This is a genomic window from Caulobacter sp. LARHSG274 (assembly GCF_052871235.1).
Genome location: NZ_JBIXJO010000002.1, coordinates 50,476 through 73,817, shown reverse-complemented (window position 1 = coordinate 73,817; position 23,342 = coordinate 50,476). Strand labels below are relative to the sequence as shown.

Genomic DNA, 23,342 nt, shown 5'->3' with positions numbered 1-23,342 from the left:
GTAACGGTCATGTCCGCTCAGGGTCGGCAACAGAAGTTTGGGCTAGGCAGAACAGCCGACCCTCCGCGTCTCGGCCACTCCTTACCTCCTCCCCCGCCCTTGACTCTCACCCCCTACCCGCCGAAACCCCGGCTCCATGATCAGCCGCTATTCCCGCCCCGAAGCCGCCGCCATCTGGTCCAGCCAGACCAAGTACAAGATCTGGTTCGAGATCGAGGCCCACGCCGCCGACGCCATGGCCGAGATCGGGGTGATCCCCAGGCTCGCCGCCCAGACGATCTGGGAAAAGGGCCGTGACGCGGTCTGGGACAGCGACCGCATCGACGAGATCGAGCGGGTCACCAAGCACGACGTCATCGCCTTCCTGACCCACGTGTCGGAGATCGTCGGCCCCGAGGCCCGCTTCCTGCACCAGGGCATGACCAGCAGCGACGTGCTCGACACCTGCTTCGCCGTGCAGCTGAGCAAGGCCACCGACCTGCTGATCGAGGACGTCGACCTGCTGCTGGCCGCCCTCAAGCGCCGGGCCTTGGAACACAAGATGACGGTGTGCGTCGGCCGCAGCCACGGCATCCACGCCGAACCGATCACCTTCGGCCTGAAGCTGGCCGGCTACTATGCCGAGTTCCAGCGCGCCAAGGAGCGGCTGGCCATGGCCAGGTTCGAGATCGCCACCTGCGCGATCAGCGGCGCGGTCGGCACCTTCGCCAATGTCGACCCGCGGGTCGAGCAGCACGTGGCCGACAAGATGGGCCTGGTGGTCGAGCCGGTCTCGACCCAGGTGATCCCCCGCGACCGCCACGCCGCCTATTTCTGCGCCCTGGGCGTGGTCGCCTCGTCGGTCGAGCGGCTGGCCACCGAAATCCGCCACCTGCAGCGCACCGAGGTGCTGGAGGCCGAGGAGCCGTTCGAGGTCGGGCAGAAGGGCAGCTCGGCGATGCCGCACAAGCGCAACCCGATCCTGACCGAGAACCTGACCGGTCTGGCCCGGCTGGTCCGCTCGGCCGTGACCCCGGCCCTGGAGAACGTCGCCCTCTGGCACGAGCGCGACATCAGCCACTCGTCGGTCGAGCGCGGCATCGGGCCCGACGCCACCATCCACCTCGACTTCGCCCTGCGCCGCCTGGCCGGGGTGATCGAGCGCTTCAACATCTATCCCGATAACATGGCCAGGAACCTGGACAAGCTGGGGGGCCTGGTGTTCTCGCAGCGGGTGATGCTGGCCCTGACCCAGAAGGGCGTGTCGCGCGAGGACGCCTATGCCGCCGTGCAGGGCAATTCGATGAAGGTGTGGCGCGGCGAGGGCCGGTTCATCGACTTTTTGAAGGCCGACCCGGTGGTCAGCAAGGCGCTGTCGGACGCCGAGCTGGAGGAGTTGTTCGACTACGGCTACCACACCAAGAACGTCGACGTGATCTTCAAGCGGGTGTTCGGCGAGCAGGGCTGAGGCGCGGCCGCCGCTCCGTCAGAGACCGCCGGCGTCACGCCGCCCTGAGAGCTGGCGGCGCTCCTCCGGCGTATTGGCCCCGCGCAGCCGGGCCCGGACGTCCTCGTCGCAGGGCAGAGCGGCCAGGCCGGCCCGCTCGACCAGCCGCCGCAACGGCCAGCCGATCTCCGCCTCGGCCGGCAAGGCGTCGAGCCGCAGCGCCATCGGCACGGGCAAGTCCTCGTAGACCGCGCCCGGCCCGGCGGCGGCCAGCAGCGGCGCCAGGTCTTCGACGGTCACGGTCGGGGCGTCGACCGCCAGCACCAGGGCCCGGGAAAGCCCCGCCGCCGCCAGCGCCCGGGCCCCCGCCAGCACCCCGCCGACCGGTCCGCAGCCGGGTTCGGGATCGTCGACATGCTCCAGGCCATGGTCGCGGCCGGCGGTCAGCACCCGGGCCGCGCCGGCCGCCCGGGCCAGGTCCGCCACCCGATCGACCGCCCGCCGCCCGTTCCACTCCAGAACCGCCTTGTCGGCGCCCATCCGGCGCGAACCGCCGCCTGTCAGGATGATCGCGCCGAAAGCTTCCATGACCTCAGCCTAAAGTGGCCAGGCCAGCACGCAAGCGCCGCCTTCCAAGCGGGGCCCGAACCGGTCTAGTCTGTGGGCAAATAGGAACGCACCATCGATGAGCGAACGCAACGAGCGTCAGCGGCGCCGCACGACCCAGAGCGCCACCATCCGCGACGTCGCGGCCCTGGCCGGGGTGTCGCCGATGACGGTGTCGCGGGTGATCAACCGCGAGACCACGGTCAAGTCCGAGACCAAGGCCCTGGTCGACGCGGCGATCCGCGACCTCAACTACGCGCCCAATCCCGCCGCCCGCAGCCTGGCCGGCTCGGCCCCGTTCCGCATCGGCCTGCTCTACGACAACCCCTCGACCGGCTACCTGTCGGAATTCCTGGTCGGGGCGCTGGACGAGAGCAGCCGCACCGGGGCCCAGGTGGTGATCGAGAAGTGCGCCGAGCCGGAACTGGCCGGCGCCACCCTGACCCGGCTGCTGAAGACCGGCGTCGACGGCCTGATCCTGCCGCCGCCGCTGTGCGAGTCGCCGCAGGTGCTGGCCGAGGTCAAGGCCTCGGGGGCCGCCGCCGTCGGCGTGGCGCCCGGCATGCCCAGCGCCGACATGGCCACCATCCGCATCGACAACGAGGCCGCCGCCTACGAACTGGCCCAGCACCTGCTGGCCCTGGGCCACAAGCGCTTCGGCATCATCAAGGGCCACCCCAACCAGACGGTCAGCCAGCAGCGGCTGGACGGCTTCGTCGCGGCCCTGAAGGCGGCCGGCGTCCCCGATGGCGACGTCCGCATCGAGCAGGGCTATTTCACCTATCGTTCGGGCCTGGAAGCGGCCGAGCGGCTGCTGGGCGAGGACGACCGTCCCACCGCCATCTTCGCCGGCAATGACGACATGGCCGCCGCCACCGCCGGCGTGGCCCACCGGATGGGCCTGGACGTGCCGGGCGATCTATCGATCGTCGGCTTCGACGACACCTCGATCGCCGCCAACATCTGGCCGGCCCTGACCACCGTCCACCAGCCGATCGCCGCCATGGCCCGCGCCGCCATCGACCTGGTGCTGGAGGAGATCCGCCGCAAGCGCGGCAAGTCGGGCGAGCCGCGCCAATTGACGCACCCCCACACCCTGATCGTCCGGGACTCGACCGGTCCGGCGCCGGAGGGGTGATCGCGATCTGAGGCCTTGGCTGGTGCGGGCGGCCGGAATCGAACCGGCATGGCCTCGCGGCCGACGGATTTTCGTACCACTTCGGCTTTCGCCGCCGCCCACTGGAGGCGTTCGTGGTCTGGACTATCCCTTCGCCGTGCTCCGGCGGACCGGAGGTTAGGCGCTGCCCGTCTAGTCTCTACACCTTCCCCCTGGCGGGGGCTTGGCTCGGGATCGCCATCTGACAGGGTTCCCCGAATTTGAGCAGTTCTACGTCCCGGATTTCCCCGGGCGCACTCAATCCCTTGGCTTAAGTCCGTTGCGTCTACCAGTTCCGCCACGCCCGCCTAAACCGCGCCGAGCTATAGTCGGCCCGTTCCGGATCGTCGAGGCTTTCGCGCGAGCCGGCATGGCCTCGCTTCGCAATTAACGTCCCATCCGCTCCTTCAATGATAGGGTGAGCTGCAAGCCTTTCTTCGCGGACCCGTTGTCGCCGATGAGCCGGACCTCTGCCCACCTCGCCTTTCGGCGGACCATGACCCTGATGGCCGGCGGCAATCCGTTGCCGGTGGTGCTCGAGGCCATCGTCGCGGCGGTGGAGGCCGAGGACCCGGCGATCCTGTGCAGCATCCTGCTGCTCGACGAGACCGGCGAGCATCTGCTGCACGGCGCCGCCCCCAGCCTGCCCGACGACTACAACCAGGCCATCCACGGCGTGGCCATCGGTCCCACGGTCGGCTCGTGCGGCGCGGCCGCCGCGCTCGGCGAGCGGATCATCGTCGAAGACATCCACACCCACCCCTTTTGGGCCGACTACAAGCATCTGGCCGCCGCCGCCGGCCTGGCCGCCTGCTGGTCGCAGCCGATCCGGGCGGCCAGCGGCCAGGTGCTGGGCACCTTCGCCATCTATCACCGCCAGATCAGCGCGCCGGACGCCGACGACATCGCCTTCATCGAGGCCGCCGCCGACCTGGCGGCGATCGCCATCGACCGCCGGCGGGCCGAGGACAGCCTGGCGGCCAGCGAGGCCAGGGCCCGCCAGGCCGCCGAGGCCGCCGAAGCCACGGCGCAGAACCTGACCACCTTCTTCGACGTGTCGCTCGACATGCTGTGCATCCGCGACCTGCAGGGCCGCTTCGTCAAGCTGAGCCGGACCTGGGAGACGGTGCTGGGCTATCCGGTCGAGACGCTGGAGAGCCAGCCCCTGCTGCCCCTGGTCCATCCCGACGACGTGGCCGAGACCAAGGCCCAGATGGCCAAGGCCGAGGACGGCGAGGTCTTCGGCTTCGTCAACCGCTACCGCCATCGCGACGGCCATTATTGTCCGCTGGAGTGGCGGGCCCGGCGGTCGGGCGACCTGGTGTTCGCCGTGGGCCGCGACGTCACCGAGCGGCTGCGCACCGAGGCCGAGATGCAGGCCGCCCGCCAGGCCGCCGAGGCCGCCAACCGCGCCAAGACCGACTTCCTGGCCAATATGAGCCACGAGATCCGCACGCCCCTGAACGGCGTCATCGGCGTCATCGCCGCCCTGGGCCAGACCGAGCTGACGCCGGCCCAGCGCGAGATGGTCGAGCTGGTCCAGAGCTCCGGCGCGACCCTGGAGCGGCTGGTGTCCGACATCCTCGACGTCTCCAAGATCGAGGCCGGCCGCCTGACGATCGAGGAGCGGGCCTTCGACCTTGAGGCCGAGCTGGGCGGTCTGCTCGACATCACCCGCATCCGGGCCGACGAGAAGGGGCTGGTCTTCCGCGCCGAATGCGACGCCAGCGTCCGCGGCGTCTTCCGGGGCGACAGCGTCCGCATCAAGCAGGTGCTGGGCAACCTGTTGTCCAACGCCCTGAAGTTCACCAGCCGGGGCGAGGTGGTCGCGCGGATCGCGGTGGCCGACCCGGTCCAGGCCGGCGCGCCGTCGCGGCTGACCCTGCAGGTCCGCGACACCGGCGTGGGCTTCGATCCGGAGCTGGCGGCCGTGCTGTTCCAGCGCTTCAGCCAGGCCGACACCACCATCACCCGCCGGTTCGGCGGCACCGGCCTGGGGCTGTCGATCAGCAAGACCCTGGTCGAGATGATGGGCGGGGAGATCACCGCCGAGTCCCAGCCCGGGCGCGGCAGCCAGTTCGACGTGGTCATCCCGCTGACCCGGACCAAGGCCTCGACCGCCCCCGCCGGGACCGCGCCCGCCGCCGACGACGGGTCCCTGGCGCGGCGCGACGGGCTGCGGGTGCTGCTGGCCGAGGACCACCAGGTCAACCAGAAGGTCGTGCAACTGATCCTGGCGCCCAGCGGGGCCGAACTGACCATCGTCGAGAACGGCGCCCTGGCGGTCGAGGCCTTCAAGGCCGCGCCCTTCGATCTGGTGCTGATGGACATGCAGATGCCGGTGATGGACGGCCTGGCCGCCACCCGGCTGATCCGGACCCATGAGCGCGAGGCCGGGCCCGGCGAGCGCGTGCCGATCGTCATGCTCAGCGCCAACGCCATGGCCCATCACCGCCGCGACGCCCTGGCGGCCGGGGCGGACCTGCACGTCTCCAAGCCGGTCACCGCCGTCGCCCTGATGGCCGGCATCGACCAGGCCCTCGACGCCGCCGAGCGCCGCGCCAGCTGACCACGGCGCCCGCCAAAGCGAGATTGTCTTCACCTTTCCGGCGCCAGCGCCTAAATCGTGCGGCTTGCGGCCTTGCGCCGACCGATCCTTCCCCAGGCCGCGACCGTGATCACCTTCGAAGCCGTCTCCAAGTCCTATCCCGGCGGCGGCCGCGCCGCCCTGACCGAGGTCAGCCTGGCGGTCGCGCCGGGCGAGGTGTTCGGGGTGATCGGGGCCTCGGGGGCCGGCAAGTCGACCCTGATCCGGCTGATCAACGGCCTGGAGAAGCCGTCCGGCGGCCGTGTCGTGGTCGATGGCGACGATGTGGCCGCCCTCGGCGTCGAGGGTCTGCGGGCCCTGCGCCGGCGGGTGGGAATGATCTTCCAGCACTTCAACCTGCTGTCGTCCAAGACCGTGGCCGGCAATGTCGCCTTCCCGCTGCGGCTGGCGGGCGTCGCCGAGGCCGAGGTCAAGGCCCGCACCGCCGAGCTGCTGGCCCGGGTGGGCCTGACCGACTTCGCGACCAAGTATCCGGCCCAGCTGTCGGGCGGCCAGAAGCAGCGGGTAGGGATCGCCCGGGCCCTGGCCACCGAACCCAAGGTGCTGCTGTGCGATGAGGCGACCAGCGCCCTCGACCCGGAGACCACCGAGCAGATCCTGGAGCTGGTCTCCAATCTCAATCGCGAGCTGGGCCTGACCATCGTGCTGATCACCCACGAAATGGACGTCGTGCGCCGGGTCTGCGACCGGGTGGCGGTGCTGGACGGCGGCCGGGTGGTCGAGACCGGCACCGTCGAGGCGGTGTTCCTGCACCCGGCCAGCGCCACGGCCCGGCGGTTCGTACTGGAGGCCGACGGCGCGCCCAGCGAGGCGGCGATGGTCGACGGCCGCGTGGTGCGGCTGACCTTCCGCGGCGAGGCCACCTACCGGCCGATTCTGGGCGCCGTGGCCCGCGAGACCGGCGTCGACTATTCGATCCTGGGCGGGCGCATCCACCGCCTGCGCGAGACGCCCTACGGCCAACTGACCCTGTCCCTGGCCGGCGGCGACGTCGAGGCCGCCATCGCCCGGTTCCGGGCCGACGGGGTGCGGGTCGACCTGGTGACGGAGGCCGGCCGATGACCGCCCTGTTCGAGAACATCAGCTGGGCCGAGATCGGCCAGGCGACCCTCGACACCCTGGCCATGCTGGGCGGGTCGATGGCCCTGACCGTGGTGCTGGGCCTGCCGCTGGGGGTGATCCTGTTCCTGACCGGGCCGGGCCAGATGCTGCAGAGCCGGGCCGCCAACGGGGCGCTGTCGCTGGTCATCAACATCCTGCGCTCGGTGCCGTTCGTGATCCTGCTGATCGTGATGATCCCGCTGACCGTGGCCCTGGTCGGCACCTCGCTGGGGGTGGCCGGGGCCATCCCGCCGCTGGTGGTCGGGGCCGCGCCGTTCTTCGCCCGGCTGGTCGAGACCGCCCTGCGCGAGGTCGACAAGGGGGTGATCGAGGCCAGCTTCGCCATGGGGGCCAAGCGCCGGCAGGTGGTGCTGGACGCCCTGCTGCCCGAGGCCATGCCCGGCCTGATCGCCGCGGCCACCGTCACCGCCATCGCCCTGGTCTCCTACACCGCCATGGCCGGGGTGGTCGGGGCCGGCGGCCTCGGCGACCTGGCCATCCGCTTCGGCTACCAGCGCTTCCAGACCGACGTCATGGTGGTCACGGTGGTGCTGCTGCTGGTGCTGGTCCAGGCGCTGCAGATGGTCGGCGACGCGGTGGTCAGGCGGGTCTCGCACCGGTAGATTCTTCCCCTCCCCCGTGAAACGGGGGAGGGGGACCACGAAGTGGTGGAGGGGGCGTCGGCGCGCACGGCGCTCCGTCCCGCGCCCCCTCCGTCACGATGCGTACTCGCATCGCGCCACCTCCCCCGTTGCACGGGGGAGGAGAATTGTGGACATGACCCCATGACCGACGACATCCCCATCCTCTCCGCCCCGCCGCCCGAGCACTGGGACGAGGCCTTCGCCCAGACCCTGGTCGGCAAGACCATGCTGGTGAACCTGACCTTCCTCGACGCCGACGGCGCGCTGGCGGGCCGCGAGGCGTTCTACGGCGTGGTGATCACCGCCGACGCCGACGCGGGCGTCCTGCTCGACCTGCTGGGCCCCCAGGACGGCGACACCACCACCCTGCCGCCCCAGACCTCGAACATCGCCGCCGCCGCGCCGGGGATTTACCCGCTCAGCGACGGCGAGAGCGTCGAGAACCCCGACTTCCTGTCCAGCTGGACGATCCATGGGCCGGAGGAGCCGGCGAATGATCCTGAATAGACCCCTGTCCCGCTGGGAGAGGGTTTCATGACGTCAGGCCTGGTCGAACGGAAACGGCAGGCGTCCGGCCTTGAAGAGGATCTGCGGGTTCTCGTCATAGTCGCCCAGCTCGACGTCGGCCGAGGCGGCGAAGGCGACGACGCCCTCGCGCAACGGAGCCAGGCGCTCGGCCTTGCGGCGGGCTTCCTCGGCGTCCTTGCAGCCGACCTGCTGCTCGGCCTTCAGGCCCTTGCCGCGGCCGGCCTTGTAGGCTTGGACGATGTAGACGGTTTCTCTGGCCATCCCTCTTCAGGCGACCTGTTTGGCGGCGAGGTCAAGACGGGAGGCGCCGAGGAGACGAGACTCTGCGCGGCGGATCAGGAAAACTGATTTCCCCGCGGCCGGGAAACGGGCAAAACCCTACCCGGTTACTCGCCTTAACGGAGCCGTTCATGGTCGCCCGCCGCGCCGCCCTCTTCAGCCTCGCCGCCCTGCTGCTGGCGGCCTGCTCGCGGCAGCCCGCGCCGAGCGCCGGCGACACCCTGACCGTGGCCGCCACCGCCGTGCCCCACGCCGAGGTGCTGGAGTTCCTCAAGCCCAAGCTGGCGGCCCAGGGGCTGAAGATCGAGATCAAGGTCTTCAACGACTACGTCCAGCCCAACATCCAGGTCGCCGAAAAGCATCTGGACGTGAACTACTTCCAGACCCTGCCCTATCTGCAGACCTTCAACGCCGACAAGGGCACCCACCTGGTTCCGGTGATCGGCGTCCATATCGAGCCGCTGGGGGCCTATTCGCGCAAGGTCAAGGCGATCGGCGACCTGCCGGCCGGGGCGACCGTGGCCATCCCCAACGAAGGCAGCAACGAGGGCCGGGCCCTGCTGCTGCTGGCCCGCAACGGGGTGATCACCCTGGCCGACATGAAGAACACCCTGGCGACCCTGAAGGACATCACCGCCAATCCGCGCGGCCTGAAGTTCAAGGAACTGGAGGGCGCGACCCTGCCGCGGGTGCTCGACCAGGTCGACCTGGCGGTGATCAACACCAACTACGCCCTCGACGCCAAGCTGGACCCGTCCAAGGACGCCCTGCTGATCGAGGACAGCCGCAGCCCCTATGTGAACTATCTGGTCGCCCGCGAGGACAACAAGGCCGACCCGCGCGTCCAGAAACTGGCCAAGGCCCTGACCTCGCCGGAGGTCAAGGCGTTCATGGAGCAGAAGTATCACGGCGCGGTGGTGCCTGCGTTCTAAAGGGGCGTTCGCTTCAAGCTGAATCGCGCGTCTCGAAACCCGTCTCCCCGGCGAAGGCCGGGGTCCAGATTCAGCCGTAGCATCGGACGCTTATCCGAAAGACACAGCCCTATGATCTGGACCCCGGCCTTCGCCGGGGAGACGGGGAGAATGGTGGCTCAGTCTCCTTCGACCGCCCCCCCTTAAGGGCCAAGCCCGCTGGCGTCCGCTGAAATTTCACCGTACATATCAGGCTCACGCGAACGGAGCCGCCCCTTGCGACAGCTTATGGCCCAGGACGACGCCCACGCCGGCGCCCAAACCGCTGGGGGGCGCGATCGGATGCTGGTGCTGGACGTCTGCTCGTCCTCGGGGCTGGAGGACTGGTCGCCCGACCTGCAGAAGGCCAAGGTCTACGAGCGCATCCTGCTCGACCTGATCCTCGGGCGGCTGGCCCCCGGGGCGCGGCTGGACGAGCAGTCGCTGGCGGCGCGCTACGAGGCGGGGCTGGCCGGGGTGCGCGACGCCCTCGGCCGCCTGGCCCTGGAAGGGCTGGTGATCCGCCGCGCTCGCTCGGGCACCACCGTCGCCCCCCTCGACCTGGTTGAGCTGCGCCAGGGCTATGAGGCCCGGGCCCTGATCGAACCCCACTGCGCCGGCCTGGCCGCCAAATACGCCAGCAAGGCGCAGGCCGCCGCCATTCGCGCGGCCTTCGACGGCGGCGAGACCGCGGCCCGCGACCGCGACCTGCCGGCCCTGGTGTCGATGGACCAGCGCTTCCACGCCGCCGTCGCCCGGGCCAGCGGCAACCTGGCCCTGGCGCGGATCCTCATTCCCCTGCAGCACAAGGCCGCCCGCTACTGGGTGTTCTCGTTCGGCGCCGCCACCGAGGCCGAGCTGGTCGCCGACGTCCAGCAGCACCGCCAGGTCGCCGACGTCATCGCCCAGGGCGACGTCGACGGCGCCCGGCTGGCGATGATGCGGGTGCTCAACATCATGCCCGAGGCGACCCGGCCGCTGATGGAGGCGTAGGGGTCCACGTTCCTTCTCCCGCAAGGGGAGAAGGAAAAGCTCAGTGGTTATGCCGCGGCAGCTTGGACGCCAGGTCCTGGTACTTGACCGCGAACTCCAGCACCCCGCCGGTCTCCAGCTGGCCCGTATGGGCGCGGTAGAGCTCCTGCCAGGGGGTCATGGTCGCCGGCACGGCCGGGATGCCGTCGCCCTTGCGCAGGGCGATCTCGACCTCGGAGACCAGGGCGTCGCAGCGGCCGGTGTTGAGGTCGATGCGGATCACGTCGCCGGTGCGCAGCCAGGACAGCCCGCCGCCGACCGCGCTCTCGGGCGAGGCGTTGAGGATCGAGGGGCTGTCGGCGGTGCCCGACTGGCGGCCGTCGCCCAGGGTGGGCAGGCTCATGATCCCCTTCTTCAGCAGGTGGTCCGGCGGCTGCATGTTGACCACCTCGGCCGAGCCGGGCCAGCCGATCGGGCCGGCGCCGCGGATCACCAGGATGCAGCGCTCGTCGATCTCCAGCGCCGGGTCGTTGATGCGGGCGTGGTAGTCGTCCGAGCCGTCGAACACCACGGCCCGGGCCTCGAAGGCGCCCTCGTTGCCGGGCTCCGACAGGTAGCGGTCGCGGAACTCCTGGCTGATCACGCTGGTCTTCATGATCGCGAAGTCGAACAGGTTGCCCTTCAGCACCAGGAACCCGGCCCGCTCGCTCATCGGCTGGGCGTAGGGGAAGATCACCTCGCGGTCGCGGGTCTCGCGACCTTCCAGGTTCTGCGCCATGGTCCTGCCGGTGACGGTCATGACGTCGCCATGCAGGCGTCCGGCCTGCAGCAGTTCCCACAGCACCGCCGGCGCGCCGCCAGCCCGGTGGAAGCGCTCGCCCAGATACTTGCCGGCCGGCTGCATGTTGAGGATCAGCGGGATGTCGTAGGCCGCGCGCCAGTCGTCGGCGGTGATCTCCAGCCCGGCGTGGCGGGCCATGGCGGCGATGTGCGGCTGGGCGTTGGTCGAGCCGCCGGCCGCCGCCACCAGGGCGATGGCGTTCTCGAAGGCCTGCTTGGTCAGGATGTCGAGCGGCTTGACGTCCTCATAGGCCAGGTCGACGATCCGCTGGCCGGTCTTGTAGGCCATCTGGCCGCGCTCGCGGTACGGGGCGGGAATCGCCGCGCAGCCGGTCAGCGACAGGCCCAGGGCCTCGGCCACGGCGTTCATGGTCGAGGCCGTGCCCATGGTGTTGCAGTGGCCGGCCGAGGGGGCGCTGTCGGCGGCGCGCTGGATGAACTCCTCCTCGTTGATCTCGCCCGCCGCCAGCTTGCGCCGCGAGCGCCAGATCACCGTGCCCGAACCGACCAGCTCGCCCTCGTGCCAGCCGTCCAGCATCGGCCCGCCCGACAGCACGATGGCCGGGATGTTGACCGTGGTGGCGGCCATGATCCCGGCCGGGGTGGTCTTGTCGCAGCCGGTGGTCAGGACCACCGCGTCGATCGGATAGCCGTGCAGGGTCTCGACCAGGCCCAGGTACGAGAGGTTGCGGTCCAGGGCCGCGGTCGGCCGCCGGCAGTTCTCGAAGATCGGGTGGACCGGGAACTCCATCGGAATGCCGCCGGCGTCGCGAATGCCGTCGCGGATCCGGGTCACAAGGTCCAGGTGGATGCGGTTGCACGGCGAGATGTCGCTGCCGGTCTGGGCGATGCCGATGATCGGCTTGCCGCTGCGCAGCTCCTCGGGCGTGATCCCGTAGTTCATGAACCGCTCCAGATAGAGGGCGGTCATGTCGATATGGTCGGGATTGTCGAACCAGTCGCGCGAGCGGAAGCGGCGGGGGGTACGGCCAGATGGGGTATTAGGGGAGGTCAAGGCGCACCTCGTACTGGGGCTGGCCGGCGACGGCGACCGGCAGGGCGAAGACGCCGCCGCAGAGCGGATAGGCGGCGAGCTGCTCGTCGCTCAGGCCCTTGCGGGCGGTGGTGAAATAGAGGGTCTTCAGGTCGGGGCCGCCGAAGCAGGGCTTGGTGACATTGATGGCCGGCAGGGTGATCCGGTCGACGATCTCGCCGGCCGGCGACAGCCGCAGGGCGCCGTGGCCGCCCCACAGGGCCGCCCAGACATAGCCTTCGCTGTCGACCACCGAGCCGTCGGGCCAGGCGTCGTCGATCTCGAGCTTGAAGAACTGGCGCTTGTTCGACAGCGCGCCGTCCGGGCTCAGGTCGTAGGCCCAGATGACCCCTTCCAGGGTGTCGGTATGGTAGAAGGTCTTGCCGTCGGGGCTGACGCAGGGGCCGTTGGTGATGCAGACGCCGTCGTCCTGCTTGACCGGCCGGCCGTCGGGGCCGAGGCGGTAGAGCGCGCCGGTCAGGGTGGTCTCGGCGTCGTGCATGGTGCCGAACCACAGCCGGCCCTGGGCGTCGACGGTGGCGTCGTTGGGACGGTTGTCCAGGCCCGGGGGCTCGATCTCGCCGTGATGGACGAAGGCGCCGCTGGCCGGGTCGAAGCGGTGCAGGCCGCTCTTCAGCCCGGCGATGAAGCCGCCGCCGGCCAGCGGGGCCAGGAAGGTCACCTGGTCGGGGGCGTCGAAGCTGCGGGTCTCGCCGCTTTCGGGATGCAGGCGGTGGACCTTGCGGCCCTTGATGTCGACGAACCACAGGGCCTGCTCGGCGGCGATCCAGATCGGCCCCTCGCCGAGGGTGGCCTTCAGGTCCCAGACGCAGACGGGTTCGGGCATAAAATCATCTCCTTGGCCCTCCCCCTCGATGGGGGAGGGTTGGGTGGGGGCGGCTGGGGCGTCGCCGGCTGAGCCGCCGCGTCACCCCCATCCCCAGCCCTTCCCCCATCGAGGGGGAAGGGGGCTGTTGTCAACGCCAGCCGGCGTCGATCCAGTATTCATGGCCCGTGCACAGGGCCGCGTCGTCGGAGGCCAGGAACATCACCAGCGAGGCGACGTTCTCGGGGAGCAGCCGGCCCTTCAGGCACTGGGCGGCGACGATCTGGGCCTCGCCCTCGGGCGTGTACCACTTCTCCTGGCGCTTGGTCTTGACGTTGCCGGGCACCACGCAGGTGACGCGGATGTCGTCGGGGCCCAGCTCGCGGGCCAGGGCCCGGGTCATGCCCTCGATGGCGGCCTTGGCGGTCTCGTACAGCACCAGGTCCGGCAGGCCCAGGTGCCAGGAGATCGAGCCGAAATTGATGATCGCTCCGCCGCCGCGGGCCTTCATGCCGGGGGCCACGGCCTGGGTGGCGAACAGCATGTGGCGCAGGTTGACCGCCATCCGCTGGTCCCAGTAGGCGGGGGTGATCTCGGCCAGGCTGTGGCGGTCGTCGTTGCCGGCGTTGTTGACCAGAACGTCGATGGGCCCGATCTCGGCGAAGGTCCTGGCCACGGCGTCGAGGTCGGTCAGGTCGCAGCGCAGATAGACCGGGGCGATGGCCGAGCCGGCCAGCTGGGCGACCAGGGCCTGGGAGTCCGCGTCGACCACGTCGAGGAAGATCACCTCGGCGCCCTGGCGCGCGAAGCCGGCGACGATGCCCGCCCCAATGCCGGAGCCGCCGCCGGTGATGACGACGCGTTTGCCCTGGAGGCTGGGATAGATGGCTGAGGGCATAGGCTTCACTTCGGGAGGGGGCAGGTCGAGGCGGGTCACAGCAGGCCGCGGCCGGCCAGATTGCGGATCAGGGCGGAGACGCCGAACGTCCACGGCGGGGCCAGGTCGCAGGTGGTGACCTCGTTCTCCAGCACGCCCAGCTTCGGGGTCGCCACCCGCACCCGGTCGCCGATCTTGTGGGTGAAGCCCTGGCCAGCGGCGTCGCGGTCCTGGATCGGGGCGAACATCGTGCCCAGGAACAGGGCGAAGCCGTCGGGATACTGGTGCTGCTTGCCGAAGGCCTGGCCGGCCAGCACCGCCGGGTCGCGGCTGATCAGGCTCATGTTGCTGTGGCCGTCGAGCACGAAGTTGTCGCGGCCGGTGATCTTCAGGGTGACCTCGGCCGAGCGGACGTCGTCGAGGCCGAAGCCGTCGTCGAACAGCCGGAAGAACGGGCCGATGGCGCAGGAGGCGTTGTTGTCCTTGGCCTTGCTGAGCAGCAGGGCCGAGCGGCCCTCGAAGTCGCGCAGGTTGACGTCGTTGCCCAGCGACGCGCCGCGGATCTGGCCCGAACCGTCGCACAGCAGCACGACCTCGGGCTCGGGATTGTTCCAGTGGCTGTCGTTGCGCACGCCGACATGGTCGCCCCAGCCCATCGACGACAGGGTCGGGCCCTTGGTGAAGATCTCGGCGTCGGGACCGATGGCCACTTCCAGATATTGCGACCACAGGCCGTCGCTGATCAGGGCGTCCTTCAGGCGGGCCGCGCCTTCCGAGCCCGGATCGACGCTGCGCAGGTCGCCGCCCATGCGCTCGCCCAGCTGGGCGCGGATCTTCAGGGCCTCGGCGGCGTCGCCGCGGGCCCGCTCCTCGATGACCCGCTCCAGGGTCGAGACGGCGAAGGTGACGCCGGCCGCCTTCAGCACCTGCAGGTCGACGGGGGCCAGCAGCTTGGCCGCCGCGCCTTCGGGGTTCTCCCAGACGGCGCGGACGTCCAGCGCCTCCAGCGGGCCCAGGTCCTCGCCGGCCGGGATCGCCGCGCCGGGGGCGAAGGCGTTCATCAGGTCCGAGGTGGTCGGGGCGATCTTGCTGACGTCCTCGATCCGGCCGCCGCGCACCAGCACCGGAGTCGGGCCGTCGCCGAAATCGATGCGGCCCAGCAGGGTCGCGTCACGCCAGTCGTCGGGAAGGAAATCGCTGAGGGCCACCGGTCGTTTCTCCCAGGCGGGCGCGTTGGACCGGTCTTGTTCGCCGCCCGCGCCCCGTCGGATGTTGGCGATCTTGTTAGCGCTAACAGTGTGGCGGGCGCAAGCCCTGCGCCGAGACCTTATGGTCGCGGCCCCTGGCGTTTTCGGTTGAAGAGCGCGGAACGCAACCGTCGAGGTGGCGAAACGGCGGGCTCGGCCCCATCTCCCCCGGCAGGCTCAGAATCGGAGATGCGCCATGACCGACAGGCCAATCAGAATCCCGGGACCGGACCACCCGATCACCGTCACGCCCAATCCCCGGCGGGTGGTGGTCACGCTGGGCGGCCGCACCATCGCCGACAGCCGCGACGCCTTGACGCTGCGCGAGGCCAGCTATCCGCCGGTGCAGTACATTCCGCGCAAGGATGTCGACATGGCGCAGCTGGCCCGCACCGACCACGCCAGCTATTGCCCCTACAAGGGCGAGGCGTCCTACTACAGCCTGCCGTCGGGCGGCGAGCGGTCGGTCAACGCGGTCTGGACCTATGAGTCGGCCTATCCCTCGGTGGCGGCGATCAAGGATCACCTGGCCTTCTATCCGGACCGGGTCGACGCCATCGAGGAGCGGGACTGAGCGGTCAGGACCTGGCCCCGGCCTTCCACCGGCCCCACGCCGCCTGGGCCACGCCGACGGCGAAGGCGGCCAGCTGGGCGTCGCTCCACAGATAGTAGGTCGAGAAGAAGCTCCACTGCATCAGGGTGCGGTCGATGATGAAGACCACGTGGGTCAGCACCACCAGCAGCTGGAACGCGGCCATGAACAGGATCCACAGCCGCCGCTCGAACACCGCGAAACTGACCAGGACCAGCAGGTAGACGGCGTCCACGCCGAAGATGCCCCACTGCACCGCGACGGGGTCGTGGATCTGCACGGCGGCCGACAGGAACCAGGCGGCGATGGTGGCCACGGCCAGCAGCCGCTCGAACCGCCGGCCGACCGCCAGGGCCAGGCCGCAGATCGCCAGCATGGCCATGGCCGCGATCTGGGTCGGCAGGATGGTGAAGAAATCGAACATGTCGCCCCCGCGTCAGGAGCGCCATGTTTCTCATGAATCGCCGTCGCGAAAAGGGCCTCGCGCCGGTCGGCGGAGGCCCCTTGGACGCAGGCGCTACGGTCTCGCCCCCTAGGCGCTCTTGACCTCGCGCAGCTGGCCGGTGCGCGGCACGTCGTCGGCGGACTTGTCGCCGCCGCCGACCAGGGTCACGCGGCGCAGGCCGACCTGGTCCTTGGCCTCGGCCAGGGCGCCGTGGGCGGCGATCAGCGAGCGCCGGACATGGGCCATGCCGGTGGCCGCCTCCAGCACATGGTCGACGGCCAGCTGGCCGATGCCGGCGGCGAGCCCCGCCTCCAGCCGGGCCCGCGGCATGGCGGCGATCAGGTCGCCCATCAGGGCCAGGGTGGTGTCGACGGCCTCCTCGGTCGTGAACAGGTGGCTGGCGAGTTGTTCGGCGACGATGCGACGGTTCATGGATGTTTCCCCCTTCACGCGCCGCGGCGCGTGTTCTTGATGGCGAGCGCCGGTCGGCGCCCGTCTTGGCTGGTGGCGAGCGCCGGGGCGGCGCCCGTCAGGGGGCGTCAGCCGTGGCGCAGGAACTGAAAGACGTGGGCGACTTGTCGCGTCCCCAGCAGGCCGCCGACCAGCAGGCTGACGGCGGCGGCGATGGCCAGGACGACCAGCATCCGGACGGCGGGGCTCAGGGCATGGTCGTACCCTCCGTCCATCGGTCGTGGAAGCCATCGTCCAGCACCGTGGCCGCGACGATCAGGATCTCGCGCAGCACCATCTCCGGCGGCTTGGGCGAGGCCTCCTTGCGCAGCGCCGAGACCAGGTCCCGCACCACCGGCGCCAGGCTGTCGGGCGCCAGGTCCAGCAGCTGGCGCTCCAGCTCCGTCCAGGCGAAGGCCGGGGTCGGCGGGCGCTCGGTCAGGGTCGGCCAGCGGCGGATGAAGGCGTCGGACTCCTCGCGGATCTGCCGCGCCTTCTGGACCATCAGGCCCAGGCGGTGGGCCGCCAGGCTGGCCACGCGGTCGTTGTCGATTACGCTGATCTGGGTCACTGGGGTCCGCCTCGCTGGGTGTCGAGACGGCAAGGGAGACCGGCGGGGCCGGGGGCGACAGTCCGATTGAGTCGCTGTGGGATTCAGTCCCATAGCCGCCGACGCGGTCGGCGACCTGCTCGTGCGCGGCCAGCACTCGCGCCGCGGCCCGCCGGCCGTTGACCCCCAGCTTGCGGCAGGCGCTCTCGACCAGGGCGTCGGCGCGCGACTTGGAGACCCCCATCAGCGGGCCGATCTCCTTGGACAGCCGGTGCTCGCTGACCAGCCGCAGGGCCTCCCGCTCGCGCTTGGTCAGCAGTTCGATACTCGGCGGCGAAGAGGACGGAGGCCTAGCCATGACTCAGGGGAACGATCACCGCGGACGCCCGACGCGCCGCATGCGGTGCAAGAATGCATTGCAGCCGGCGAAGGCCAAGCCGATAGTTCGGAAACCACTATTTCAGCTGGGATACGCCTTTTGACCACCCCGACCGGCCCCGACCCCATCGACGTCGCCGTCGGAACCCGTATCCGGGTCCAGCGCCGGCACCTGAAGATCAGCCAGGACGACCTGGCTCAGGTGTTGGGCCTGACCTTCCAGCAGGTGCAGAAATACGAGCGCGGCACCAATCGGGTCTCGGCCTCGATGCTGGTGCGCATCGCCGCCAAGCTGAAGACCACGGTCGGGGCCCTGGTCGGCGAGGACATGGTGGCCGACCAGGACGTGGCCATGCTGACCGCCCTGTCGACGCCCGGCGCGATCGAGCTGCTGCAGGTCTACGGCCAGGCCGGCCCCAAGGCCCGCCGGGCCCTGCTGAGCGTCGCCAAGGCGCTGGTGGAGCCGGAGGAGTAGGGCGAACCTACTGCCCGCCGGCCTCCAGCCGCTCGATCCCCGTGACCTCCGCCGCCTCCAGCGCCGCGACGAGTTCCTCGACCGCCGCGTCGACCTGCGCCGGATCGCGGCCGCGGATCACCAGGCTGGCGCCGTAGAGGTCGGGCGGGGCGAAGAACGGATAGCTGCCGATCGACAGGTCCGGATGGGCCTTGGCCACGGCCTCCAGCGGCGCGGCGATCGTCCCCTCGCCGGTGCCGGTGACCCGGACGGTGCGGCTGATCACCACCGCCCCGGTGCGCAGGCGCGGGCCGACGTCGTCGAGCATGCCGCGCATGATCGCCGGCACCCCGGCCAGCACGAAGACATTGCCGATCTGGAAGCCGGGCGGGCCCTGGACCGGGTTCTTCACCAGGCTGCCGCCCTCGGGCACGTGGGCCATGCGCCGGCGGGCGGCGTTGGGCTCGCCCCAGCGCTCGCGCAGCATGGCCATGATCTCCGGATGCTCGGGGGCGGCCACCCCGAAGGCCTTGGCCACCGAATCGGCTGTGATGTCGTCATGGGTCGGGCCAATGCCGCCGGTGGTGATCACATAGTCGTACTTGGTCCGCAGGGCGTTGACCGCCTCGATGATCTCCTGCTCGACATCGGGCACCACCCGGGCTTCGCAGAGGTCGACGCCGTAGGTCGCCAGGTACTTGGCGATGGCGTTGAGGTTCACGTCCTGGGTGCGGCCCGACAGGATCTCGTCGCCGATGATCAGGACCGCCGCCGTCACGCGCTCGCCAGTCTTGGCCTGGGTGGTGGTCATGGCCGCGATCCCCTACATCCGAACATCTTCGCCGTCCGACTTAAGGCCCCCATGCTCCTCCCGCAACCGATGGCGCGCGGCGTCATCGTCCAGCGCTACAAGCGCTTCTTCGTCGACCTGGTGCTGGACGACGGGCGAGCGATCACCGCCCATTGTCCCAATCCCGGCGCCATGCTGGGCCTGAAGGATGCGGGCCTGGCCGCCTGGGTCTCGTGGTCGGGCGATCCCAAGCGCAAGCTGGCCTGGACGCTGCAACTGGTGGAGGCCAATGGCGGGCTGGTCGGCGTCAACACCCTGCTGCCCAACAAGCTGGTGGCGGAGGCCCTGGCGGCCGAGGCGGTCCCGGAGCTGACCGGCTATGCTGTGATCCGCCCGGAGGTGAAATACGCGGAAGCCAGCCGCGTCGACTTCCTGCTGACCCATCCCGACCGGCCGCCGTGCTGGCTGGAGGTCAAGAACTGCCACCTGTCGCGGACCCCGCCCCTGGCCGAATTTCCGGACTGTGTGGCGGCGCGCTCGACCCGGCACCTGGGCGACCTGGCGGCCCGGGTCGAGCAGGGCGACCGGGCGGTGGCGCTGTTCGTCGTCCAGCGCAGCGACTGCGACGCCTTCAGCGCCTGCGCAGAGCTCGATCCCGCCTTCGCCAAGGCGCTCGATCGGGCGGCCGATGCGGGGGTCGAGGTGCTGGTCTATGGCTGCGAGATGGGCAGCGAGGCGATACGGCTGTCCCGACGCATGGTCTGGAAGCGCTGAGAACGACAAGCGCGCCCTGAAATCCGCCCGCCACGGCGCGGCCCATCCGCGAGGGCGCATGGGGCCTTCCGTAAGGCGGACCTTTTAGAGGTCAGCCATAGCGTGGAAAGCGGAACGGCGGCTCTGGTTCTGCGCATTGCGATAGGAGACATTCCATCGATGCAGTGTTGCTCGACCCGACCGACCAATATAGACAGGCTGCGTCCTCGGGAGTTTTCGAAATGATCCAGCGTCACCGCTAAAGCGGCAAGAATTCACCCGCGGAGCAATCCGCCGACTGGACTTTGTTTCGAGATTATTATGCAACGACTAGATGGTAAGACATGCGTCGTCACCGGCGCTGCGCGTGGCATCGGCCGCGCAATAGCTGCCTGCTTTCATAACGAAGGCGCTACCGTCGTAGTTACCGATCTTGACGAAGCCGCTGGCGCGGCAACGGCCGCCGAGATCGGGTGCCAGTTCGAAAAGCTCGATGTGCGGGAGGAAGCTGATTGGCTACGGCTGGCTAGCCTCGTTCCAATAGCCGATGTTGTGGTCAACAATGCCGGCGTGACGGGGTTCGAGCAGGGCATGGTGGCCCACGATCCCGAACATGCCAGCCTCGAAGATTGGCGGGAAGTCCACCGGGTAAATCTCGATGGAACGTTCCTCGGTTGTCGCTACGCGATTGGCGCAATGAAGGGGAAAGGCACAGGCTCCATCATCAATATTTCGTCGCGCTCTGGTCTGGTTGGCATCCCTCTCGCGGCGGCCTATGCCTCGTCCAAGGCGGCTATCCGAAACCATAGCAAGACGGTCGCGCTCTACTGCGCGCAGCAGGGATGGAAGATTCGATGTAATTCGATCCACCCGGCCGCCATACTGACGCCGATCTGGGAGCCAATGCTGGGAACCGGCCCCGATCGCGACGCTAGGATGCAGGCGCTGGTCGCCGATACGCCCTTGAAGCGGTTCGGGATGCCCGATGAGGTCGCGGCGATCGCGGTCACTCTCGCATCGGACGAAGCAACCTACGTGACAGGCACGGAGGTGAATATCGACGGCGGGCTGCTAGCCGGGTCCGCGGCATCACCCGGCTGACAGGGCCCGCCCGCCCTTCTCAGTCCTCTTCCCAGTCCACGTCGCTCTTGTCGTACATCAGGTCCTCGGCGACGAAGTCCAGCGCGTCCTCGGGATCAGCGAACGACAGCTCCGACACCGTCTGGTCGCGCACCGACACCCCGGCCTTGTGGACGCTGTCGGGGTCGCCGGTCAGCAGCGGGTGCCAGCTGGGCAGGGTCTTGCCCTCGTGCAGCCGGCGATAGGCGCAGGACGGCGGCATCCATTCGAGGTTTTCGATATTGTGCGGCGTCAGCTTGATGCAGTCGGGTACGGTCTTGCGGCGGTTCGCATAATCCTTGCAGGTGCAGCGGTGCTCGTCGAACAGCTGGCAATGCACGCGGGTGGGGATGATCTCGCCGGTGTCTTCGTCCTCGAAGCGAACCAGGCAGCAAAGGCCGCAGCCGTCGCATAGACTTTCCCACTCGGGGACGGTCATCTGGATCAGGGACTTGGTTTCCCAGAAAGGTTTGCGCGCGGACATCGCGGCGTCCTAAACCCAAAACGCCGCCACCACAAACCTCGGCTCCAACGGGACCCCGCCACGACCGTGAACGACTGGACGCTGCCGCCCTACCGGTTCGACGACAAGCCGACGGGCCCAAAACCCGCCAGGCCGGGCGAGTCCGGGTCCGGGCCGCCGCCGCCCGGGCCGCCGCCGGGCCGGCCGGAGCCCGAGCCGGAGGAGCCGTTCCGCGCGGATTTGAAGCACGCCAGGGCCCTGGCCCAGGGGCGCCGGCGGCGCTGGATCCTGGTCGCCGCCCTGCTGGCCCTGCTGCTGCCGGCCATGCTCGCGGCCGGCGGGGCCGGCTATGTCTGGTGGAGATATCTGCGCGACACCCCGCCCCTGCCCTCGCGCGAGGCGTTGTTCGCGGTCAACCGCGCGCCCGGCATCCGCTTCGAGGATCGCAACGGCCAGGTGATCGCCAGCCGCGGCCCCCGCTACGGCCAGCGCATCACCCTGGCGTCGGTGCCCGACTACGTGCCCCTGGCCTTCCTGGCCGCCGAGGACAAGCGCTTCTACAAGCACGGGGCCATCGACCCCTACGGCATCGTCCGCGCCGCCTGGGTCAACCACCGGGCCGGCCGCACCGTGCAGGGGGCCTCGACCCTTTCCCAGCAGCTGTCCAAGGGCCTGTTCCTGACCCCCGACCGGACGATCCGGCGCAAGCTGCAGGAGATCGTGCTGGCCCACCGGCTGGAGCAGGTGCTGTCCAAGGACGAGGTGCTGGAACTCTATCTGAACCGGGTGTTCTTCGGGGCCAACACCTTCGGGGTCGACGGGGCCAGCCTGACCTATTTCGGCAAGCCGGCCAGCCAGCTGACCCTGTCCGAAGCCGCGCTGCTGGCCAGCCTGCCCAAGGCCCCCTCGCGCCTGGCCCTGACCCGCGACATGGGCGCGGCCCTGGCCCGCTCGCGCCTGGTCCTGGCCAATATGCGCCAGGAGGGCTGGATCACCGCCGAGCAGGAGCGCCAGGCCCTGGCCGACACCCCCCGCCTGTCGCCGACCGCGAGCCAGGACGAGGGCGACTACGGCTGGGCGCTCGACTACGCCACCACCGAGGCGGTGCGCATCGCCGGCCAGAACGCCCCCGACCTGGTGGTGCGCCTGACCATCGACCCGCGCCTGCAGCGGGCCGGGGCCCAGACGGTGCGCGAGGCGATCCGCATCGGCGGCGACAGCGCCGGGGCCGGCCAGGCCGCCCTGCTCTCGCTGTCGGCCGACGGGGCCGTGCGGGCCATGGTCGGCGGCGTCGACTATGACGACAGCCCGTTCAACCGCGCCGTCCAGGCCCGCCGCCAGCCGGGCTCGACCTTCAAGCCGTTCGTCTACGCCGCGGCCCTGGAGAAGGGGGTGCTGCCCACCGACATCCGCGTCGACGGGCCGGTGCGGTTCGGCGACTGGAAGCCCGAGAACTACGGCGGCGGCTATCGCGGGCCGATGACCGTGCAGGACGCCCTGGTCAATTCGATCAACACCATCGCCGTCAAGCTGGCCCAGGAGGCCGGCGGCCCGGCGATCGGCGACCTCGCCCGGCGCTTCGGCATCACCACCCTGCCGTCCAACCCCGACCTGTCGGTGGCGCTGGGGGCCTACGAGGTCAACCTTCTGCAGCTGACCTCGGGCTTCCAGGTGTTCCAGCAGGGCGGCCAGCGGATCGAGCCCTATGTGATCGAGAGCATCGCCACCCAGGACGGCCGGCCGATCTTCGCCCATGCGGCCGCCGCCCCGGTGGGGGTCTATGACGTCGTCAAGGCCAGCATGATGGTCAAGATGATGAAGCGGGTGGTCGAGGTCGGCACCGCCCGGCGCGCCGCCTTCGGTTGGCCGGCGGCCGGCAAGACCGGCACCAGCCAGAACTGGCGCGACGCCTGGTTCGTCGGCTTCACGCCCGACTATGTCACCGGCGTCTGGGTCGGCAATGACGACGACCGGCCGATGAACAAGGTGGTCGGCGGCGACATTCCGGCCAGCATCTGGCGGCGGTTCATGCTGACGGCCCACGAGGGCCTGGCGGTGCGCGACTTCCCGTGGCTGGTCGCCGACCCGGCCCCGCAATCCTCGCCCGACCCGCGCAACGGCTTCTACGAAACCCTGTCCGCCGAATTCGCCCGCGCCGCCGCGGAGCTGGAGCCGCCGCCTAACCCGGACGAGGCGCCGCCGCCGTCGCAGCCGCTGCCGTATTAGCGGCCAGCCCCCGTCTCCCGGCTGCTTTC

General features: G+C 70.0%; 24 protein-coding genes and 2 pseudogenes. 14 read left to right on the top strand and 12 right to left on the bottom strand.

All coding sequences use genetic code 11. The annotated features are described in order from the left end of the window. Positions 1–136 precede the first annotated feature (136 nt). Positions 137–1,447, top strand: coding sequence for an adenylosuccinate lyase (gene purB / locus ACIPQB_RS04705; RefSeq protein ID WP_446484054.1), 1,311 nt, complete (start codon positions 137–139; stop codon positions 1,445–1,447). 18 nt (positions 1,448–1,465) lie between these two features. Here purB and mobA read toward each other — a convergent pair whose 3' ends face one another. Continuing rightward, positions 1,466–2,014 (bottom strand): molybdenum cofactor guanylyltransferase, encoded by a 549-nt coding sequence (mobA, locus tag ACIPQB_RS04700; protein WP_446484053.1) that lies wholly within the window; start codon positions 2,012–2,014, stop codon positions 1,466–1,468. A 97-nt stretch (positions 2,015–2,111) separates the two neighbouring features. On the opposite strand from mobA, the gene ACIPQB_RS04695 reads away from it, so the two are divergent. The 6 genes and pseudogenes from ACIPQB_RS04695 to ACIPQB_RS04670 all read left to right on the top strand — a co-directional run bounded on the left by ACIPQB_RS04695 (position 2,112) and on the right by ACIPQB_RS04670 (position 8,048). Continuing rightward, positions 2,112–3,170: a LacI family DNA-binding transcriptional regulator gene (locus ACIPQB_RS04695; RefSeq protein WP_446484052.1), complete on the top strand. Its 1,059-nt coding sequence runs from the start codon at positions 2,112–2,114 to the stop codon at positions 3,168–3,170. Between the two features lie 475 nt (positions 3,171–3,645). Then, positions 3,646–5,757, top strand: coding sequence for an ATP-binding protein (locus tag ACIPQB_RS04690; RefSeq protein ID WP_446484051.1), 2,112 nt, complete (start codon positions 3,646–3,648; stop codon positions 5,755–5,757). Between the two features lie 105 nt (positions 5,758–5,862). Then, entirely contained in the window at positions 5,863–6,858 is a 996-nt protein-coding gene (locus tag ACIPQB_RS04685) for a methionine ABC transporter ATP-binding protein (protein WP_446484727.1), read from the top strand. Further along, on the top strand, positions 6,855–7,520 hold the full coding sequence (locus tag ACIPQB_RS04680) for a methionine ABC transporter permease (protein WP_446484050.1): 666 nt from the start codon (positions 6,855–6,857) through the stop codon (positions 7,518–7,520). Before ACIPQB_RS04685 ends, ACIPQB_RS04680 begins: the two co-directional genes overlap by 4 nt. A 64-nt stretch (positions 7,521–7,584) precedes the next feature. Further along, positions 7,585–7,671: pseudogene (locus tag ACIPQB_RS04675) on the top strand (hypothetical protein); the annotation flags it as partial. Positions 7,672–7,682: 11 nt separating this feature from the next. Continuing rightward, positions 7,683–8,048, top strand: coding sequence for a hypothetical protein (locus ACIPQB_RS04670; protein WP_446484049.1), 366 nt, complete (start codon positions 7,683–7,685; stop codon positions 8,046–8,048). A 33-nt stretch (positions 8,049–8,081) separates the two neighbouring features. Here the strand turns inward: ACIPQB_RS04670 and ACIPQB_RS04665 are convergent, their stop codons facing one another. After that, positions 8,082–8,330: a hypothetical protein gene (locus tag ACIPQB_RS04665; protein ID WP_446484048.1), complete on the bottom strand. Its 249-nt coding sequence runs from the start codon at positions 8,328–8,330 to the stop codon at positions 8,082–8,084. 149 nt (positions 8,331–8,479) lie between these two features. Here ACIPQB_RS04665 and ACIPQB_RS04660 point away from each other — a divergent pair, with 149 nt between their 5' ends. Beyond that, complete coding sequence (locus ACIPQB_RS04660; RefSeq protein WP_446484047.1) at positions 8,480–9,280, top strand: MetQ/NlpA family ABC transporter substrate-binding protein; 801 nt, start codon at positions 8,480–8,482, stop codon at positions 9,278–9,280. Between the two features lie 267 nt (positions 9,281–9,547). Further along, complete coding sequence (locus tag ACIPQB_RS04655; RefSeq protein ID WP_446484726.1) at positions 9,548–10,291, top strand: GntR family transcriptional regulator; 744 nt, start codon at positions 9,548–9,550, stop codon at positions 10,289–10,291. Positions 10,292–10,331: 40 nt separating this feature from the next. Here the strand turns inward: ACIPQB_RS04655 and xylD are convergent, their stop codons facing one another. The 4 genes from xylD to ACIPQB_RS04635 all read right to left on the bottom strand — a co-directional run bounded on the left by xylD (position 10,332) and on the right by ACIPQB_RS04635 (position 15,054). Continuing rightward, positions 10,332–12,125: a xylonate dehydratase XylD gene (gene xylD / locus ACIPQB_RS04650; protein WP_446484046.1), complete on the bottom strand. Its 1,794-nt coding sequence runs from the start codon at positions 12,123–12,125 to the stop codon at positions 10,332–10,334. Beyond that, the gene (gene xylC / locus ACIPQB_RS04645) at positions 12,112–12,990 is read right to left on the bottom strand and encodes a D-xylonolactone lactonase (protein ID WP_446484045.1); all 879 of its coding nucleotides are present in this window, start codon (positions 12,988–12,990) and stop codon (positions 12,112–12,114) included. Before xylC ends, xylD begins: the two co-directional genes overlap by 14 nt. A 130-nt stretch (positions 12,991–13,120) precedes the next feature. Beyond that, positions 13,121–13,867 (bottom strand): D-xylose 1-dehydrogenase, encoded by a 747-nt coding sequence (gene xylB, locus ACIPQB_RS04640; RefSeq protein WP_446484044.1) that lies wholly within the window; start codon positions 13,865–13,867, stop codon positions 13,121–13,123. Between the two features lie 35 nt (positions 13,868–13,902). Beyond that, a complete protein-coding gene (locus ACIPQB_RS04635) occupies positions 13,903–15,054 on the bottom strand; it encodes a fumarylacetoacetate hydrolase family protein (protein ID WP_446484043.1) in 1,152 nt (383 codons plus the stop codon). 235 nt (positions 15,055–15,289) lie between these two features. Here ACIPQB_RS04635 and ACIPQB_RS04630 point away from each other — a divergent pair, with 235 nt between their 5' ends. Continuing rightward, entirely contained in the window at positions 15,290–15,667 is a 378-nt protein-coding gene (locus tag ACIPQB_RS04630) for a DUF427 domain-containing protein (protein WP_446484042.1), read from the top strand. A 4-nt stretch (positions 15,668–15,671) separates the two neighbouring features. Here ACIPQB_RS04630 and ACIPQB_RS04625 read toward each other — a convergent pair whose 3' ends face one another. From ACIPQB_RS04625 to ACIPQB_RS04610, 4 genes and pseudogenes are all read right to left on the bottom strand, one after another. Further along, positions 15,672–16,109: a hypothetical protein gene (locus ACIPQB_RS04625; RefSeq protein WP_446484041.1), complete on the bottom strand. Its 438-nt coding sequence runs from the start codon at positions 16,107–16,109 to the stop codon at positions 15,672–15,674. A 108-nt stretch (positions 16,110–16,217) separates the two neighbouring features. Beyond that, on the bottom strand, positions 16,218–16,562 hold the full coding sequence (locus ACIPQB_RS04620; RefSeq protein ID WP_446484040.1) for a hypothetical protein: 345 nt from the start codon (positions 16,560–16,562) through the stop codon (positions 16,218–16,220). Positions 16,563–16,788: 226 nt separating this feature from the next. Next, positions 16,789–17,151, bottom strand: a complete 363-nt coding sequence (locus ACIPQB_RS04615; protein WP_446484039.1) for a hypothetical protein — start codon at positions 17,149–17,151, stop codon at positions 16,789–16,791. A 145-nt stretch (positions 17,152–17,296) separates the two neighbouring features. Continuing rightward, positions 17,297–17,488 (bottom strand): annotated as a pseudogene (locus ACIPQB_RS04610) (LuxR C-terminal-related transcriptional regulator); the annotation flags it as partial. A 120-nt stretch (positions 17,489–17,608) separates the two neighbouring features. On the opposite strand from ACIPQB_RS04610, the gene ACIPQB_RS04605 reads away from it, so the two are divergent. Continuing rightward, the gene (locus ACIPQB_RS04605) at positions 17,609–17,983 is read left to right on the top strand and encodes a helix-turn-helix domain-containing protein (RefSeq protein ID WP_446484038.1); all 375 of its coding nucleotides are present in this window, start codon (positions 17,609–17,611) and stop codon (positions 17,981–17,983) included. 7 nt (positions 17,984–17,990) lie between these two features. Here ACIPQB_RS04605 and ACIPQB_RS04600 read toward each other — a convergent pair whose 3' ends face one another. After that, positions 17,991–18,773, bottom strand: a complete 783-nt coding sequence (locus ACIPQB_RS04600; RefSeq protein ID WP_446484037.1) for a competence/damage-inducible protein A — start codon at positions 18,771–18,773, stop codon at positions 17,991–17,993. A 51-nt stretch (positions 18,774–18,824) separates the two neighbouring features. Here ACIPQB_RS04600 and sfsA point away from each other — a divergent pair, with 51 nt between their 5' ends. Together sfsA and ACIPQB_RS04590 are read left to right on the top strand one after the other, a co-directional pair. Next, entirely contained in the window at positions 18,825–19,526 is a 702-nt protein-coding gene (gene sfsA, locus ACIPQB_RS04595) for a DNA/RNA nuclease SfsA (RefSeq protein ID WP_446484036.1), read from the top strand. A gap of 300 nt (positions 19,527–19,826) precedes the next feature. Beyond that, positions 19,827–20,606, top strand: a complete 780-nt coding sequence (locus ACIPQB_RS04590; RefSeq protein ID WP_446484035.1) for an SDR family oxidoreductase — start codon at positions 19,827–19,829, stop codon at positions 20,604–20,606. Positions 20,607–20,625: 19 nt separating this feature from the next. Here the strand turns inward: ACIPQB_RS04590 and ACIPQB_RS04585 are convergent, their stop codons facing one another. After that, positions 20,626–21,108 carry a YcgN family cysteine cluster protein gene (locus ACIPQB_RS04585; protein WP_446484034.1) on the bottom strand — a complete coding sequence of 161 codons (483 nt, stop codon included), beginning with the start codon at positions 21,106–21,108 and terminating at the stop codon, positions 20,626–20,628. A gap of 66 nt (positions 21,109–21,174) precedes the next feature. On the opposite strand from ACIPQB_RS04585, the gene pbpC reads away from it, so the two are divergent. Next, on the top strand, positions 21,175–23,313 hold the full coding sequence (pbpC, locus tag ACIPQB_RS04580) for a multimodular transpeptidase-transglycosylase PbpC (protein ID WP_446484033.1): 2,139 nt from the start codon (positions 21,175–21,177) through the stop codon (positions 23,311–23,313). The last annotated feature ends 29 nt before the right edge of the window (positions 23,314–23,342 follow it).

Coding starts and splice junctions, on each gene's coding strand:
- purB (WP_446484054.1), top strand. CDS start 137: ATGATCAGCCGCTATTCCCGCCCCGAAGCCGCCGCCATCTGGTCCAGC.
- mobA (WP_446484053.1), bottom strand. CDS start 2,014: ATGGAAGCTTTCGGCGCGATCATCCTGACAGGCGGCGGTTCGCGCCGG.
- ACIPQB_RS04695 (WP_446484052.1), top strand. CDS start 2,112: ATGAGCGAACGCAACGAGCGTCAGCGGCGCCGCACGACCCAGAGCGCC.
- ACIPQB_RS04690 (WP_446484051.1), top strand. CDS start 3,646: ATGAGCCGGACCTCTGCCCACCTCGCCTTTCGGCGGACCATGACCCTG.
- ACIPQB_RS04680 (WP_446484050.1), top strand. CDS start 6,855: ATGACCGCCCTGTTCGAGAACATCAGCTGGGCCGAGATCGGCCAGGCG.
- ACIPQB_RS04670 (WP_446484049.1), top strand. CDS start 7,683: ATGACCGACGACATCCCCATCCTCTCCGCCCCGCCGCCCGAGCACTGG.
- ACIPQB_RS04665 (WP_446484048.1), bottom strand. CDS start 8,330: ATGGCCAGAGAAACCGTCTACATCGTCCAAGCCTACAAGGCCGGCCGC.
- ACIPQB_RS04660 (WP_446484047.1), top strand. CDS start 8,480: ATGGTCGCCCGCCGCGCCGCCCTCTTCAGCCTCGCCGCCCTGCTGCTG.
- ACIPQB_RS04655 (WP_446484726.1), top strand. CDS start 9,548: ATGGCCCAGGACGACGCCCACGCCGGCGCCCAAACCGCTGGGGGGCGC.
- xylC (WP_446484045.1), bottom strand. CDS start 12,990: ATGCCCGAACCCGTCTGCGTCTGGGACCTGAAGGCCACCCTCGGCGAG.
- xylB (WP_446484044.1), bottom strand. CDS start 13,867: ATGCCCTCAGCCATCTATCCCAGCCTCCAGGGCAAACGCGTCGTCATC.
- ACIPQB_RS04630 (WP_446484042.1), top strand. CDS start 15,290: ATGACCGACAGGCCAATCAGAATCCCGGGACCGGACCACCCGATCACC.
- ACIPQB_RS04625 (WP_446484041.1), bottom strand. CDS start 16,109: ATGTTCGATTTCTTCACCATCCTGCCGACCCAGATCGCGGCCATGGCC.
- ACIPQB_RS04620 (WP_446484040.1), bottom strand. CDS start 16,562: ATGAACCGTCGCATCGTCGCCGAACAACTCGCCAGCCACCTGTTCACG.
- ACIPQB_RS04600 (WP_446484037.1), bottom strand. CDS start 18,773: ATGACCACCACCCAGGCCAAGACTGGCGAGCGCGTGACGGCGGCGGTC.
- sfsA (WP_446484036.1), top strand. CDS start 18,825: ATGCTCCTCCCGCAACCGATGGCGCGCGGCGTCATCGTCCAGCGCTAC.
- ACIPQB_RS04590 (WP_446484035.1), top strand. CDS start 19,827: ATGCAACGACTAGATGGTAAGACATGCGTCGTCACCGGCGCTGCGCGT.
- ACIPQB_RS04585 (WP_446484034.1), bottom strand. CDS start 21,108: ATGTCCGCGCGCAAACCTTTCTGGGAAACCAAGTCCCTGATCCAGATG.